The 14,921-nt window shown below is 63.9% G+C and carries 13 protein-coding genes and 1 pseudogene; 9 read left to right on the top strand and 5 right to left on the bottom strand.

All coding sequences use genetic code 11. From position 1 onward, the window contains the following. The first annotated feature begins 215 nt into the window (after positions 1–215). The 9 genes from HMPREF0372_RS14355 (at position 216) to HMPREF0372_RS14395 (ending at position 10,842) form a co-directional block, all read left to right on the top strand. Positions 216–1,088: a MurR/RpiR family transcriptional regulator gene (locus tag HMPREF0372_RS14355; RefSeq protein ID WP_039997681.1), complete on the top strand. Its 873-nt coding sequence runs from the start codon at positions 216–218 to the stop codon at positions 1,086–1,088. 173 nt (positions 1,089–1,261) lie between these two features. Then, the gene (locus HMPREF0372_RS14360) at positions 1,262–2,857 is read left to right on the top strand and encodes an ABC transporter substrate-binding protein (RefSeq protein WP_007493973.1); all 1,596 of its coding nucleotides are present in this window, start codon (positions 1,262–1,264) and stop codon (positions 2,855–2,857) included. 194 nt (positions 2,858–3,051) lie between these two features. Next, the gene (locus tag HMPREF0372_RS14365; protein WP_007493976.1) at positions 3,052–3,990 is read left to right on the top strand and encodes an ABC transporter permease; all 939 of its coding nucleotides are present in this window, start codon (positions 3,052–3,054) and stop codon (positions 3,988–3,990) included. A gap of 14 nt (positions 3,991–4,004) precedes the next feature. Then, complete coding sequence (locus tag HMPREF0372_RS14370; protein WP_007493978.1) at positions 4,005–4,865, top strand: ABC transporter permease; 861 nt, start codon at positions 4,005–4,007, stop codon at positions 4,863–4,865. Between the two features lie 7 nt (positions 4,866–4,872). Beyond that, positions 4,873–5,904, top strand: a complete 1,032-nt coding sequence (locus tag HMPREF0372_RS14375; protein ID WP_007493980.1) for an ABC transporter ATP-binding protein — start codon at positions 4,873–4,875, stop codon at positions 5,902–5,904. Then, positions 5,897–6,886, top strand: a complete 990-nt coding sequence (locus tag HMPREF0372_RS14380) for an ABC transporter ATP-binding protein (RefSeq protein WP_007493989.1) — start codon at positions 5,897–5,899, stop codon at positions 6,884–6,886. The genes HMPREF0372_RS14375 and HMPREF0372_RS14380 overlap by 8 nt, the downstream gene beginning before the upstream one ends. Before the next feature lie 48 nt (positions 6,887–6,934). Further along, entirely contained in the window at positions 6,935–7,717 is a 783-nt protein-coding gene (locus HMPREF0372_RS14385; RefSeq protein WP_007493991.1) for a creatininase family protein, read from the top strand. 27 nt (positions 7,718–7,744) lie between these two features. After that, positions 7,745–8,821: a M42 family metallopeptidase gene (locus HMPREF0372_RS14390; protein ID WP_007493993.1), complete on the top strand. Its 1,077-nt coding sequence runs from the start codon at positions 7,745–7,747 to the stop codon at positions 8,819–8,821. A 311-nt stretch (positions 8,822–9,132) separates the two neighbouring features. Next, positions 9,133–10,842, top strand: coding sequence for a C69 family dipeptidase (locus HMPREF0372_RS14395; protein ID WP_007493997.1), 1,710 nt, complete (start codon positions 9,133–9,135; stop codon positions 10,840–10,842). A gap of 50 nt (positions 10,843–10,892) precedes the next feature. Here the strand turns inward: HMPREF0372_RS14395 and HMPREF0372_RS14400 are convergent, their stop codons facing one another. The 5 genes and pseudogenes from HMPREF0372_RS14400 to HMPREF0372_RS20825 all read right to left on the bottom strand — a co-directional run. Beyond that, positions 10,893–11,483 carry a dipicolinate synthase subunit B gene (locus HMPREF0372_RS14400; RefSeq protein WP_007494004.1) on the bottom strand — a complete coding sequence of 197 codons (591 nt, stop codon included), beginning with the start codon at positions 11,481–11,483 and terminating at the stop codon, positions 10,893–10,895. 2 nt (positions 11,484–11,485) lie between these two features. Beyond that, a complete protein-coding gene (locus HMPREF0372_RS14405) occupies positions 11,486–11,935 on the bottom strand; it encodes an NAD(P)-dependent oxidoreductase (protein WP_154250529.1) in 450 nt (149 codons plus the stop codon). Positions 11,936–11,993: 58 nt separating this feature from the next. Then, complete coding sequence (locus tag HMPREF0372_RS14410) at positions 11,994–13,538, bottom strand: recombinase family protein (RefSeq protein ID WP_007494006.1); 1,545 nt, start codon at positions 13,536–13,538, stop codon at positions 11,994–11,996. A 123-nt stretch (positions 13,539–13,661) separates the two neighbouring features. Then, positions 13,662–14,546 (bottom strand): beta-keto acid cleavage family enzyme, encoded by an 885-nt coding sequence (locus HMPREF0372_RS14415; protein ID WP_007494007.1) that lies wholly within the window; start codon positions 14,544–14,546, stop codon positions 13,662–13,664. 76 nt (positions 14,547–14,622) lie between these two features. After that, a pseudogene (locus HMPREF0372_RS20825) lies at positions 14,623–14,921 on the bottom strand (enoyl-CoA hydratase/isomerase family protein); the annotation flags it as partial.

Genomic DNA, 14,921 nt, shown 5'->3' on the forward strand with positions numbered 1-14,921 from the left:
CCAGTGTCTGGGATGAACAGACCATCCAGGCCTGTCGCGACGCCGGGGTGATTCTGCTGTAACGCCGCGTCCGGCTTTTGGTAAAAGTGGAACACGGGGCGGCCTATGAGTGGGCCGCCCCGCGTCTGCCTGCGGTGCAAAAGTGCTTGTACGCTCTCCTCCGGCTATGGTACACTAGCAGGCGAACCGAATCTTTGCACACGGAAAGGACCACCATGGATATTTTGGAGCAAACCAGGGCCAATTACGGCTCCTTCAGCCGCCCCAGGCAGCGTATCTCCGACTTTATCCTGAATTACCCGGAGCAGTGCTGCTTTCTCTCCCTCAGAAGCTTTGCCCAGCAGGTCGGGACCACGGAGGTCACGGTCCTGAACTTCTGCCGCGGCCTGGGACTTGGCAGCTATATGGACCTCAAGAAGGCGCTTCAGGACTACCTGATCGTGCGCGTCAACGCCGGAGACCGGCTGAAGCTGGCGGTGGCGGGCAGCGGCAGTGCCCAGGATCTGTACCAGCGGGTCTGCCGCGCCGAGCGGGAGGCCCTCCAGAGCACCCTGGACGGCAACTCCGTGGAGCTGCTGCTGGCCTTCACCCAAGCCCTGCGCCGGGCCAGGCGTATTTTCATCGCCGCCCATGACTTCAGCCGTTTTCCCGCCGGATACCTGGAGCACCGGCTGCTCTCACTGGAGCTGGACTGCTGCATCCTGGATCTGCAGGCCCGGCAGGATATGTTCCGGCGGCTCTCCGCCCAGCCGCCCCAGGATGGGCTGCTGATTGCCATCACCGTGCCCCCGTACGGCAACGACACCATCGCCCTGACCCGCTACTGCGCTTCCATCGGCATGCCCGTGGCAGCCCTTACGGACCGGCCCGATTCCCCCGTGGCCCGCTGCGCCCAGACTACCCTGCTCTGCCATGTGGAGCTGATGGGTATGACCAACTCCTTTACCTCCATGGTCGGCCTGGTGGACACCCTGGCTATGCTCTATACCTTTACCAGTGGCGCTCCCACCCAGGAGGAGAAGACCTGCCGTGACACACTGCACCGAAAGTTTGACAGTTGTTTTTCCGACCCAAACACTTCAATATGAATTTAATCCTGCACAAAATCCCCTCTTTTTATGGAAAGAGGGGATTTTTCTATCAATTTGCCTGGCGATCCGTCGCGAAAAACAGTTGCAATTGACAAAAGCATTTGCTATAATTTAGTTTATCTTACTACAGTAAACGCTGTAGTAGAAAACATTAGTAAGGAGGAGTATGCATGAATCCTACCGCACGGAAACTGACGGCCCTGTCTCTTGCCGCGGTGATGGGCCTGGGCCTGGCCGCCTGCTCTGGCGGCAGCGGAAATGGGGACGCCACCGGCACCGCGTCCCCTACCCCCGGCACCACCGCAGAGCCGACATCCTACGCCGACCAGATCGTGGTCGGCATTACCGCCGAGCCCAAGTACATTGAGCCCAATGCCCCCGGTATGGGCCCTGCCGAGGTTCAGGTGTCCCAGCAGATTTTCGAGGGCCTGGTCCGCACCGGCGACGACGGCTCTATCGAGCCCGTCCTGGCCACCGACTGGACCATCAGCGACGACGGCCTGACCTATACCTTCAATCTGGTGCAGGGCGTCAAGTTCTCCAACGGCGAGGATGTGGAGCCCAGCGACTGGGTCTGGTCCTTCTACCGCGCCCGCGACTACGAAACCTCCAACTACCGCTATATCGCCGAGGCCATCGACACCGTGGAGGCCACCGACGAGCAGGTGGTCATCACCCTCACCGAACCCAACGCCGCCTTTCTGGCCGAGCTGGGCTGCTTCAACATGGTGCTGGGCGACCAGTCCTATGCCGAGAGCATGAGCGACGAGGAGTACCTGAAGAACCCGGTCGGCACCGGCCCCTACATGCTGAAGGACTGGACCCAGGGCAGCAGCCTGACTCTGGAGGCCAACCCCTACTACCGCGTGGAGGGCATGCCCAAGACCAAGGAGATCAAGTACGTCCTGATCGCCGACGACAACACCCGCCTGATGCAGCTCCAGTCCGGCCAGATCGACGTGGCCCCCACCTTCCCCTTCTCTCTCGCCCAGGGCGTGGAGAGCAACGAGGCCCTGGCGCTGGACATCTTCCCCTCCACCCAGATCTACTATCTGACCGTCAACACCACGAAGCCTCCCTTTGACGATGTCAAGGTGCGCCAGGCCCTGTATTACGCGCTGAACAAGTCCGAGCTGGCCAGCGCCATCGCCGGCGAGTACGGCACCCCTGTGGCCGCCATTGTCTCCGAGACCCAGGGCGACTGGTGCAACACCGATCTGCAGGTGACCGAGTACGCTCCCGACACCGCCAAGCAGATGCTGGCCGATGCCGGCTACACCGAGCCCGTGGAGTTTACCCTGTCCATCCGCACCGGCTCCACGTTCTATGAGCAGATTGCCACCCTCATCAAGTCCGAGGTGGACCAGGCCGGCTTCTCCTGCAACATCGAGCTTCTGGAGTCCGCCACCCTGACCGACAAGTACAGCTCTCAGAGCCACCAGGCCACCATTCTCCAGTGGGTGGACGACTACCAGGATCCCTCCGGCGTCGTGGGCTGGACCGTGGACTACGATCAGGCCCAGTGCTTCTACACCGGCCTGAACGACGAGGAGCTGGACGCCCTCTACATGGCCGCCCAGACGGAGATGGACCACGACAAGCGCGTGGAGATGTACCGCGACATTCAGCAGCAGGTGTATGACAACGCCAACGTCATCCCCCTGTACCGGAATGACTTCGCCTTCGCCCGCTCCGCCAAGGTAGACGGCCTGCAGGTCAACCCCTTCTACGTGTACCAGGCCATGTACTGGACCAAGGCCAACTGAGCCGCGTCCTCCCGTTCGCCCGGACGGCGGGGCCCCAGCCGCGGGGGGTGGAGCATACGGCTCCATCCCCCGGCTCTTTTTGCGGGACGCTCTGTCCATGGGGAAGGCGCGGCTTCCCCGTGGACAAGGCGTTCCGCAGTTCCCCGGGAACGGGACGCGCGGTCCCACGAACTGACAGAGGCAGGTGTAACTTCTTGAATCGACTCAACTACATCCTCAAACGGATCCTTCAGATGATTCCGGTTCTGTTTGTGGTCACCATCCTGGTGTTTTCCATCATCCGCTTCATCCCCGGTGAGCCAGCCCGCCTGATTCTGGGCGAGAAGGCCACAGAGGAGGCTGTGGCCGCCCTGACGGAGAAGCTGGGCCTGAATGAGCCCCTGCTCACCCAGTACCTCCTGTTCTTGAAGCAGATTTTCACTCTGGACTTCGGCAACTCCTTCACCTACCAGATGCCGGTGTCCGAGCTTCTGGCCTCCCGCTTTCCGGTGACCCTGGCGCTGACCCTGATGAGCACGGTGATCTCTCTGGTCATCAGCCTGCCCCTGGGCTATTTTGCCGGCGTCCACAAGGACCGCCTGGGCGACCAGGTGGTGCGCACCACCTCCCTGGTGGCCATCTCCATGCCCTCCTTCTGGGTGGGCCTGCTGCTGATGATCGTCTTTGCCCTGAAGCTGAAATGGCTGCCGGCCGGCGGCTGGTCGGACACCCTTCTGGGACAGTTCCGCTGCCTGATCCTGCCCGCCGTCACCCAGTCCCTCATGACCTCCGCCCTGCTGCTGCGCAACACCCGCAACTCGGTGGTGGATATCACCCGCATGGATTATGTGGACTTTGCCCGCAGCAAGGGCATTACCAGCGGTGAGGTACGTACCCGCCACGTGATGCGCAACGCCATGATCTCCACCGTCACCCTTCTGAGTATGCGCATGGCGGCCATGCTGGGCGGCTCAGTCATCATCGAGACGGTGTTCTCCGTACCCGGCATCGGCAAGCTGGCCAGCGACGCCATCTTCGGCCGGGACTATGCGGTGGTGCAGTATGTGGTGCTGCTCTTTGCGGTGCTGGTGCTGGTCATCAATCTGATCACCGATATCCTCTATTCCTTCCTGGATCCCCGGGTCAATCTGTAGAAAGGGGTGTACGAATGAAACGTTATCACGGCGTCAGTCCGCTGGAGCAGAAGCGCTCCATGCCGGCGTGGCTGGCCAAGCCCTCTTTCGTGATCGGCCTGCTGATTGTGCTGGTGGTCATCCTCATGGCCCTGTTCCCCCAGTTCATCGCCCCCTACGATCCCATCGCCACCGACGTCACCGTGTCCAACCAGGCCCCCAGTGCGGCCCACTGGTTCGGTACGGACTTCTACGGCCGCGACATCTTCTCCCGCGTCATCTGGGGTACCCGCATCGATCTGCTCATCGGCGTGCTGGGCGTGGTGATTCCCTTTCTGGTGGGCGGCATGATCGGACTGCTGGCCGGCTACTACGGCGGCTTCCTGGACAGCCTGCTCATGCGCATCACCGATATCATGATGGCCTTCCCCTTCACCATCCTGGTCATCACCATCATGGCCATCCTGGGCCAGGGACTGATCAACCTGTTCATCGCCCTGTGGCTGGTGGGTTGGATGAGCTACGCCAAGCTGGTGCGCAGCGAGGTACTGGTGCTCAAGGACTCAGAGTTCATCCAGGCCGCGCGGGTGGCCGGCTTCTCCGACGCCCGGATTCTGTTCCGCCACCTGCTGCCCAACGTCATCAGCTCGGCGGTGGTCTTCGCCGCCTCCGACGTGGTCATGTGCATGCTCACGGGCGCGTCCATGAGCTTCCTGGGCCTGGGTGTTTCACCCCCCACACCGGAGTGGGGCTCCATTCTCAACGAGGGCCGCAATTTCATCACCTTCGCCTGGTGGCCCACCCTGTTCCCCGGCCTGTTCCTGGCCGTCAGCGGCGTTGGCTTCTCCCTGCTGGGGGACGGCCTGACCGACTTCCTGCGCACGAAAGGACGGTGAGCCCGGCATGGAAAAACTACTTGAAGTCAGTGATCTCCACGTGGCCTTCCCCAGCAAGCGGGAGACCGTCCGCGCCGTGGACGGCGTCTCCTTCCAGGTCTTCCAGGGGGAGACCTTCGGCCTGGTGGGCGAGTCGGGCTGCGGCAAGAGCCAGACCCTCCGCTCCATCCTGGGCCTGCTGAAGCAGCCCGGCCGGATCACCGGCGGCGAAATCCGCTACAAGGGGGCGGACATCGCCAAAATGAGCCAGCGGGAGCTGCAAAAAATCCGGGGCAAGGAAATCTCCATGATCTTCCAGGAGCCCATGACCGCCCTCAATCCGGTGCTGCGCATCCGCAGCCAGATGTACGAGGCCTTTGAGGGGGAGAAGCTGTCCAAGGAGGAGAAGCGCCGGCGGGCCATTGAATTGCTCAAGCTGGTGGGCATCCCCTCCCCTGAGACCCGTCTGGATGAGTATCCCCACCAGTTCTCCGGCGGCATGCGCCAGCGCGCCATGATTGCCATCGCCCTGGGCGCCCGGCCCAAGCTGCTGCTGGCCGACGAGCCCACCACCGCGCTGGATGTAACCATCCAGGACCAGATCATGAAGCTGCTCAACCAGCTCAAGCAGGAACTGGGTATGAGCATCATCCTGGTGACCCATGATCTGGGCGTCATCGCCCAGATGTGCGACCGGGTGGCCGTCATGTATGCCGGCCAGATCGTGGAGATGACTGACACGGTTACGCTCTTCAGCCGCCCTCGCCACCCCTATACCTACGGCCTGATGGGCTCCCTGCCCAACGAGGAGACCGCCGGCACCACGCTGGAGGCCATCAAGGGTTCGCCCCCCAACCTGGCCCACCTGCCGGAGGGCTGCCCCTTCTCCCCACGGTGCAAATACGCCTGCGACCTCTGCCGCAGGGAGCGGCCCGCGCTCACCGAGGTGGAGCCGGGCCACCTGGCCCGCTGTCACCGCCTGGACGTGACCGCGTCCTTCCAGGGCCTGATCGAGGTGCCGGACGGCGCCGGACGAAAGGAGGACACCCCCCATGGCTGATTCCCGTCCCCTGCTGCTGGAGGTGGAACACCTGTGCAAATGGTTTCCGCTGAAGCGGACGGCCGGCGACGTGCTCCAGCGGAAGGAGAAACGCTACCTCAAGGCCGTCAACGACGTGTCCTTCCAGCTCTTCAAGGGGGAAAACCTGGGGCTGGTGGGCGAGTCCGGCTGCGGCAAGTCCACCCTGGCCCGCACCATTCTCCGGCTGTATGAGCCCACCAGCGGCACCATCCGCCTCAACGGCACGGACATCTCCCACATGAAGGGCGATGCGCTCCGCAGGCTCCGCCCCCAGATGCAGATGATCTTCCAGGACCCCTATTCCTCTCTCAACCCCCGTATGTCGGTATACGACACCATCGCCGAGATGCTGCGGGTACACAAGGTGGTGCCGGCCGAGGAGCTCCCCGCCCGGGTGGAGCAGCTCCTCACCATGAGCGGACTGACCATGGACATCGCCGAGCGCTTTCCCGGTGAGTTCTCCGGCGGCCAGCGCCAACGCATCGGCATTGCCCGGGCCCTCTCCCTCAACCCCGCCTTTATTGTGGCGGACGAGCCTGTATCCGCCCTGGACGTATCCATCCAGGCCCAGATCATCAATCTGCTGGCCCAGCTCCAGCGGGAGCTGGAGCTGACGGTGCTGTTCATCTCCCACGATCTGCGGGTGGTGCGCCACATTACCCACCGGGTGATGGTGATGTACCTGGGCAGCAACGTGGAGGTGGGCCCCACCGAGGCCATCTTCCAGCACCCCGCCCACCCCTATACCCAGGTGCTGACCAAGGCGGCCCCCAAGCTGGATCCCCTGAACCGCCAGCGGGACTACGCCATCGAGGGTGAACCCCCCAGCCCCATCCACACCCCCACCGGCTGCAAATTCCACCCCCGCTGCCCCTACTGCACGGACAAGTGCCGCAGCGAAGTCCCCGAGTTAAAGGAGATCGCCCCCGGCCACCTGTGCGCCTGCCACTATCCACTCTGAAGCCAGCCCGACCGGACTGCGCTCCGCACAATACAAGGAGGTAGTACCATGCGTTTATCCAACCTGACCTGGCCCAAGGCAGAGGAATACTTCCGCACTCACGATACCGTTCTCATCGGCGTCGGCTCCATCGAGTGCCACGGCCGCCACATGCCTTTGGGCACCGACACCCTCATCCCCGACTTCCTTCTGGACAAGATCGAGCAGAAGAGCGACGTGCTCATCTGCCCCACCATCCCCTACGGCGCCACTGAGAGCCTGTGCGACTATCCCGGCACCATCAACCTGGGCACCGAGCTGCTCTATCAGGTGCTCGGCCGGGTGTGCGACAGCCTGTTCCAGCACGGCGCCCGCCGCTTCGTCATCCTCAACGGCCACGGCGGCAACATCAAGTCCATCGACCGGGTGGGCTATGACATCCAGCGCAAGGGCGGTATCCTGGCCGAATTGAACTGGTGGCTCATGGCCTGGGACATGGACCCGGCCTGGAAGGGCGGCCACGGCGGCGGCGAAGAGACGGCGGCCATCCTGGGTATTGACCCCTCCCTGGTGGATCAGAGCGAGGTGGCCGGCCCCATGAGGCTCCACGACGTATCCGATACCCTGAAGGCCACCGGCTTCACCTCCATTGAATACAAGGGCGTCACCGTCAACATTCCCCGCCTGACCCCCTCCGTCACCCACAACGGATGGATTGGTCCCGACCACCCCGAGACCGCCACCGAGGAGTGGGGCCGGAAGATGCTCCAGACCACCGCCGACTACATCGCGGACTTTATGGAGGAGTTCAAGAAGGTGGACATCGCCAAGGCCTGCGGCACCGAATTTTAATTGGTTAGAATGTGGGGATAGACACGAATGGATAAAAAGCAATCACTGGAACTGTGCGCCGCCCTCTCCGACGCCAAGGGCGCGCCCGGCTTTGAGGACGAGGTTCTCGCGGTTCTGCGCCGCTATGGCGAGGGGCTGGGCTCCTTCCGGGAGGACAGCCTGCGCAACCTCTACCTCTCCCGCAGCGGGAACCAGGGCGGACGGCCCATGGTTCAACTGGACGCCCACACCGACGAGGTGGCCTTCATGGTGCAGGCCGTCAAGCCCAACGGCACCCTGCGCTTCACCACCCTGGGCGGCTGGGTTCCCTCCAACATCCCCGCCCACCGGGTTTGGGTTCAGACGGCCGATGGGGACTATATCCCCGGCGTCACCGCCAGCAAGCCCCCCCACTTTATGAGCGAGGCCGAGCGCAAGGCCCAGCCCGCCGTAGAGGACATGAGCATCGACATCGGCGCCTCCTCCCGGGAGGAGGTGCTGCGGGACTTCCGTGTGCGCATGGCCGCCCCGGTGGTGCCCGACGTGACCTTCGAGTACCAGGAGAAACACGATCTGATGATCGGCAAGGCCTTTGACTGCCGCCTGGGCTGCGCCTCCATTCTGCGCACACTGGACAATCTGCGGGACAAGACGCTGAATGTGGACGTGACCGGCGCGTTCGCCGTCCAGGAGGAGATGGGTACCCGCGGCGCCACTGTCACCGCCAACACCGTGAAACCCGACCTGGCCATCGTCTTTGAAGGCTGCCCCGCCGACGACACCGTGGCCGAACCCTATATGATACAGACCGCCATCCACAAGGGGCCCATGCTGCGCCACATCGACGCCCGCATGATCACCAACCCCCGCTTCCAGCGCTATGCCCTGGATCTGGCGGAGGAGCTGGGCATCCCCGTGCAGGAGAGCGTGCGCACCGGCGGCTCTACCAACGGCGCGCCCATCCATCTGTCCAACCAGGGCGTGCCCGTCATCGTCATCGGCATCCCTGTGCGTTACATCCATACCCACTACGGCATCGCCGCCCACAGCGACGTGGAGAACGCCGCCCGGCTGGCCGCCGCCATTTTGGAGCGGATGGACGCCGCGCAGATCAGCCGCTTCTGAGTCCCAAAGCTGCGCCCCCATGGGGGCGCAGCTTTTTTGTTGATCCCAGAAAAACCGTACCATACGCTCTCTATACTTCTGCTAAAATCCGCTGTCCCTCCTGGCTATTTGCAGTTGATCTTTCTCCTTTTCCACACATACAGCCGTAAAATCGCCCAATGATTCTCCTTGACATTTTGTCTATATTGTGCAAAAATGTAGATACAGCATTTCCCATATTAAAATCTGCACGCTTTCTTGCAGAAGGGGGGCTCATGGACCTGTCCCAAGCCGCGGCCGGCTGAATTCAAAAAAAGGTGAGGTAATCAAACATGAAAAAATCCCTTCGCGTCTTATCCGTCACACTGGCGGGCGCGATGCTCCTCAGCACCAGCGCTCTGGCGTGTACCGGCGTGTACGTAGGCAAGGATGTCAGCGACCAGGGGACCTATCTCATTGCACGCAGCGAGGATCAGGGCCAGGGCGACTACAACAAAATGTTTCAGGTACAGCCCCGGGTGGAAAATGTGCCCGGCCGCTTCATCACCGATACCGCCACCGGGTTCCAGATCCCCCTGCCCGCCACCACCTATAAGTACACCTATGTCCCCGACTACACCCGGGGCGACGACGGCATGTACCCCGGTTCCTGCACCAATGAGTACGGTGTGAGCATCACCGCCACCGTCTCCACCTCCACCTGCGAGGCCTGGGAGGCCGAGGATCCCTTTGTGGAGCCCGGCCTGCGTGAGGCCATTCTGGCCGCCTCGGTAGCCGCCGTCTCCACCACCGCCCGGGAGGCCGTGGATGTGCTGCTGGGCTATGTGGACGAGTACGGCTCCGAAGAGGGCAACACCGTCATGATCACCGACCAGAACGAGGCCTGGATCGTGGAGATCTACGGCGGGCACCAGTACTGCGCCATGAAGATGCCCGACGACAAGGTGGCCGTGTTCGGCAACCACAACATGATCGGGCTGGTGGACCCCAAGGCCACTCCCGAGGACGGCTACATCTACTCTGACGGTCTGTTCGACACCATCGACAAGCTGGGCCTGGCCGTCAAGGAGGGCGAGCTGTACCACCTGGCCAAATCGGTGACCAACAACACCCGCGAGGACTACAACAACATGCGCAACTGGGCCGGCATGACCATCCTGGCCCCCTCCCTGGCGGGCGAGTACGACTCCGATGAATTCTATCCTCTGTTCTACTCCCCCGACGAGAAGGTCAGCGTTCTGACCGTCATGGATATCTACCGCAACCGGTACGAGGGCACTCCCCTGGACGTGACCCTGCCCGGCAATGAGGAGAACCGCGTCATCGGCACCGAGCGCTCCTCCCAGATCCATATCCTCCAGACCTTCCCCGACTGGCCCGCGGAGTGCTCCTCCATCGACTGGCTGGCCCTGGGCAACACGGAGCACTCCGTGTTCATTCCCTTCTTCTCCGGCATTACCGACACCGCCCCGGCCTATCATCTGGACGGCGACACCTACAACCCCGACGGCGCCTTCTGGAAGTTCAAGAGCATCTGCACCATTGCTGAACAGAACCGCTCCCTGTATAGCCAGGGTGTAAAGGACTTCTGGAAGCTCCAGGAGGAGCTGATGTACCAGGAGATGCTGGATGCCGCCCCCGCCATGCTGGCCAAGTACTCCGAGAGCCGCGCCGCAGGCGACGCCTATGTAACCCAGCTCGGCATTGATATGGCGGAGCGGGAGATGCTTCTGGCGGATAACCTGTACGCCAAGCTACTGACCACCATGATGCACAACACAGGCCTGTCCTCCAGCAAGACACCCACCACCTTCCTCTCCGACGTTCCCCTGCGCCAGGTGGCCGAGAGCCGCGGCTACACCGTCACCTGGAACAAGGCCGACGGTTCCACCACCATCGCCAAGGGCGATGTCACCTATACCTTTACCCCTGAGAGCTATGAATGTGTCACCGGCACTGGTGAAACCATTGAGCTGACCCACTACTGCTATGTGCGGGACGGCTTCACCTATATCCCCATGGATTTTGCCAAAACCCTGTAAACAATCACAAAAACACACCGCCCCCGGCGTAGCCGGGGGCGGTGTGTTTTTTAATCCGCCTCCTGCGGTCCAAGCAGCACGGGCTGGAGCTGGCGGCCCTCCAGCGCCGCGTCGATAGCGGCTGGGACCAGGGAAAAGTCGGCCACCAGGGAGGTGGGCTTCCTGGCGGGATCGTCCTGCCGGAAGGGGACGAAATAGACGTTTTTCTTGTCCAGCAGTACGCCGATATTCCTGGCCGAGGCCGCCAGACCGTCGTTGGTGGCAGGGCAGAGCACCACCGGCCCCCCGTTGCGCAGGTGAGCCTTGGCCGCCATGGTAACCGTGGTGTCCGTGACGCCGTTTGCCAGCTTGGCCAGGGTGTTGCCCGTGCAGGGACAGATGACCAGCACATCCAGCAGATGCCTGGGCCCAATGGGCTCGGCCTTGGCGATGCTGTCCACCACCCTCCGGCCGCAGATGCGCTCCATCTCCCGCATAAAGTCGTGGGCCGCCCCGAAGCGGGTATCAGTGGCGGCGCCGGCCTCCGAGACGATGGGGAGTACGTCGCCGTACCTGGACTGTACCCGCTCCAGCACCTCCATGGCCTGGCTGTACGTACAGAAGGAGCCGCAGAAGGCGAATCCAATCTTCCTATGTTCCATGTTCACACTCCTAATTCGGTGAGGATGTTATAGATGGTTGTCTTGATGCTCTTGCCCGCTGTGACCGGGGCCACCTTGCCGGGCAGAGACAGGGCCCAGAAGGCCTTGACCCCCAGCCGGGCCGCCGCGTCGAAGTCTACCCCTCCAGGCTTGGAGGCCAGGTCAATGACCAGGCAGCCCGGCTTCAGATCTGCCAGCTCCGCCTCCCGCAGAACGCGGACAGGGACGGTATTGACCACCAGATCATAGCCGCACAGCCAGCCCTCCAACTGCCCGGTGTGCTCCACGCCGTAGCCGCAGTTCTCTGCCCAGGCCAGGTCGGCATACCGGCGGGCCGCCACGCTGACCCTGGCCTTCAGGCCCGCCAGCCGGTCGGCCAGCACCCGGCCCAGACGGCCGTAGCCGATCACCAGAACCCGGGCGCCGTGGAGGGTAATGGGCAGCTCCTCCATAGCCAGCTGGATGGCCCCCTCTGCGGTGGGCACCGCCTTTCCGAAAGGACACCGCTGTTCAGCGCGGGAGGGGGGTACACTCGGTCACCTCAACCCGCCGCGCCGCCCCCCGCCCGCCGGCCTGCGCCCGGACACGGAAGCACAGGGGCAGCTCCTCCAGCTCAACCAGCAGGGCGTCGGCCTGGACCGTGACCCGCTTTACCGCCGCGTCCAGCACCGCCTCGCCCCCGGCCAGCTCTCCCGCCAGCCAGTCCAGCAGGGCGGCGCGGCGCTCCGGCCGTTCCGCCCCCGCCATTTCCAGGTCGGCCAGCCGCCGGGCCAGCCGGGACCGCTCCGCCTCGCTCCGGGCAGTGAGCGCCGCCAGCTCTTCCCGGCTGAGGGTCCCGTCCAGAAAGGCGTCCAGTGCCCTGGCCCGGCGGGCCTCCTGACGGCGGAGGGCCTGCCGCAGAGCCGCCGCCCCGCACTCCGCCCCCGCCGGCCGGGCCGACGCCAGTACCTCCGCGGCCATCGCCCCCAGAGGCAGTCCCACCTCGCCCAGCACGTGGCGGACACAGGCGGTCAGCACGTCTCCCGGTACCGCCCTCATGGCGCATCCCGTTCCCCGTCCCCGGCAAACGAAGCGCAGGTACTCCCGCCCATCGGGACGCCGGGTGCGCTTGGCGGTGAGGCGCCCGCCGCACGCCCCACACACCAGCTTGCCGGAATACCAGTAGCGGGCGGAAAAGCGGCTCCTCTCCCCCGCCAACCCCGCGCGCCGGGCCAGCTCGGCCTGGACGGCGGCAAACTGGGCCCGGCTGACAATGGCCGGGTGGTGGTTTTCCAGGCGGAACTGCTCCTCCGCCCCGCGGTTGACCACCTTCCGGTGGGTCAGATGGTCCACGGTGCGGTACTTTTTCTGGAGCAGGTCGCCGCAATACTTCTCGTTGTGGAGCAGCCGCAGTATCATGGCGGCCGACCACGCCCCGTCCGCCCGGAGGGGCGGGGCCACCCCCGCCTCGGTGAGCTCCCGGGCAATGGTGTGGGCCCCTTTACCCTCCTCCAGACACTTGCGGTACACCTCCCGCACCACCTCCGCCTGTTCCGGCCGGATGGTGAGCGCCCCGCCCCGCAGCGCATAGCCGTACACCGTGTCGTTGCCGAAGGCCACCCCCCGCCGCATGGCCTGGAGCTGCCCCCAGCGGGTGCGCTCGGAGATCTTACGGCTCTCCTCCTGGGCCACGCTGGCCATGATGGTAAGGCGGAACTCCCCGTCGTTGTCCCGGGTGTCAATGCCGTCGCTGAGGAAAATTACCCCCACCCCCTGTTCCCTCAGCCGCCGGGTCACCTGGAGGGCGTCCACCGTGTTGCGGGCGAAGCGGGACACCTCCTTGGTGAGAATCAGATCCACCGCCCCCGACCGGGCCAGCCGGAGCAGCTCGGCGAATCTGGGCCGGCGGAGGGTGGTGCCTGACAGGCCCTCGTCGGCGAAAATGCCCGCGCAGCGCCAGCCGTGCCGGGCGATGTACCCCTCAAAGTAGGCCTGCTGGGCGGCCAGGGAGTGAAGCTGATCCTCCTTGTCCGTGGATACCCGGCAGTAGGCCGCCACCCGCAGCGCATGTTCCATCCTTCCATGCCCCCTTTCCACCTACTCTATGCGCGGGTTTTCCCCCGTCTGCCTGAAATGTGTGGAAAACAAAGCGGCGGCAGGAGCGTCTGCTCCTGCCGCCGCTGGGGCCGGAAAATTCAGTTAGCCAATGCCCAGGGCGGCGCGCACCCGGCCGCCGTCGAAGGCGGGGATGCCCAGCATCCGGCGGGCCTCGTCGGGGGTGGCGGGGGTATTGCCGAAGGCCTTGACGGCGTTGACGGCCCGCTCCACCAGCATGTGGTTGGTGGCCATGACCTTCTCGCCGTTCTCCTTCACCTCATACACCACGTTGTCCTCCATGCCCACGCGGATGTGGCCGCCCAGGGCCAGGGAGGCGAACAGGATGGGCAGGTGGCCCTTGCCCACGCCGAAGGCCGACCAGGTGGAACCGGCGGGGATGTGCTGCACCAGGTAGAGCAGGTTCTCCACCGTGGCGGGCATGCCGCCCAGCACGCCCAGGCAGAACTGGTAGTGGCAGGGGGTGGGCAGATGGCCCTTCTTCACGAAGTAGTTGGCCACGCCCAGCATGCCGGCGTCAAAGATCTCCAGCTCCGGTTTGATGCCCTTCTCCATGTAAAGATCGCCCAGCTTCTCGAGGAACTGGGGGGAGTTGACGAACACGCCGCCGGGCATCCAGTTGAAGGAGCCCGCGTCGTAGGAGCCCATCTCGATGCCGGACAGCTCCCTGTGGTGGGCCATGCGCTCGTCGTCGGTGGCGGGGTGCTCCGGGGAGGCGCCGGAGGAGGTGCAGTTGATGATCACGTCGCAGTCCTTGTGGCTGCGGATGAGCTTGATGGTCTCGCGGAACTTCTCCTTGTCCATGGCGCCCAGGCCGTCGTCGGCGCGCATGTGCAGATGGACCACAGCGGCGCCCAGCTTCCAGGCGTCATAGGCCTCGTCGGCGATCTGCTGGGGCGTCTCGGGGATCTTGTAGCCCGCGGGGGTGACCGCGCCGGTCAGCGCGGCGGTGATGATGGTCTTTGCCATAGCTGTGACACTCCTTTATAAGCAATGCACAGGAAGAAGGGACGTACCGGCCGCCCCTTCTTCCGCGCTTGTAAAATTAAAACTCGTAGTCCTCCGGCTCGTTGCTGTGCTCGAAAATAAACGGGTTCTCAATTTCACCTGCGTTTACCTTTTTCCACCACTCGGCCGCCTTCTGGGGCATGGTGCGCCAGGATTCGGCGGTCTGGGGCTCCTCCATGTCTCGGGTGGCGTAGCGCCAGTCGCCCACGCGGCTGATGTACTTCTCGTCCTGCTGGGCTGAATTCTCGTCACCCAGATCCCCGGCGGCCACCCGCAGCAGGGAGCCGTACTGCTCGCTGACGGTGTGCAGCTTCAGATCCTCCACCAGCAGCTTCT

The sequence above is a fragment of the Flavonifractor plautii ATCC 29863 genome, from assembly GCF_000239295.1.
Taxonomy (GTDB): domain Bacteria; phylum Bacillota; class Clostridia; order Oscillospirales; family Oscillospiraceae; genus Flavonifractor; species Flavonifractor plautii.

Coding starts and splice junctions, on each gene's coding strand:
- HMPREF0372_RS14355 (WP_039997681.1), top strand. CDS start 216: ATGGATATTTTGGAGCAAACCAGGGCCAATTACGGCTCCTTCAGCCGC.
- HMPREF0372_RS14360 (WP_007493973.1), top strand. CDS start 1,262: ATGAATCCTACCGCACGGAAACTGACGGCCCTGTCTCTTGCCGCGGTG.
- HMPREF0372_RS14370 (WP_007493978.1), top strand. CDS start 4,005: ATGAAACGTTATCACGGCGTCAGTCCGCTGGAGCAGAAGCGCTCCATG.
- HMPREF0372_RS14375 (WP_007493980.1), top strand. CDS start 4,873: ATGGAAAAACTACTTGAAGTCAGTGATCTCCACGTGGCCTTCCCCAGC.
- HMPREF0372_RS14380 (WP_007493989.1), top strand. CDS start 5,897: ATGGCTGATTCCCGTCCCCTGCTGCTGGAGGTGGAACACCTGTGCAAA.
- HMPREF0372_RS14385 (WP_007493991.1), top strand. CDS start 6,935: ATGCGTTTATCCAACCTGACCTGGCCCAAGGCAGAGGAATACTTCCGC.
- HMPREF0372_RS14390 (WP_007493993.1), top strand. CDS start 7,745: ATGGATAAAAAGCAATCACTGGAACTGTGCGCCGCCCTCTCCGACGCC.
- HMPREF0372_RS14395 (WP_007493997.1), top strand. CDS start 9,133: ATGAAAAAATCCCTTCGCGTCTTATCCGTCACACTGGCGGGCGCGATG.
- HMPREF0372_RS14400 (WP_007494004.1), bottom strand. CDS start 11,483: ATGGAACATAGGAAGATTGGATTCGCCTTCTGCGGCTCCTTCTGTACG.
- HMPREF0372_RS14405 (WP_154250529.1), bottom strand. CDS start 11,935: ATGGAGGAGCTGCCCATTACCCTCCACGGCGCCCGGGTTCTGGTGATC.
- HMPREF0372_RS14410 (WP_007494006.1), bottom strand. CDS start 13,538: ATGGAACATGCGCTGCGGGTGGCGGCCTACTGCCGGGTATCCACGGAC.
- HMPREF0372_RS14415 (WP_007494007.1), bottom strand. CDS start 14,546: ATGGCAAAGACCATCATCACCGCCGCGCTGACCGGCGCGGTCACCCCC.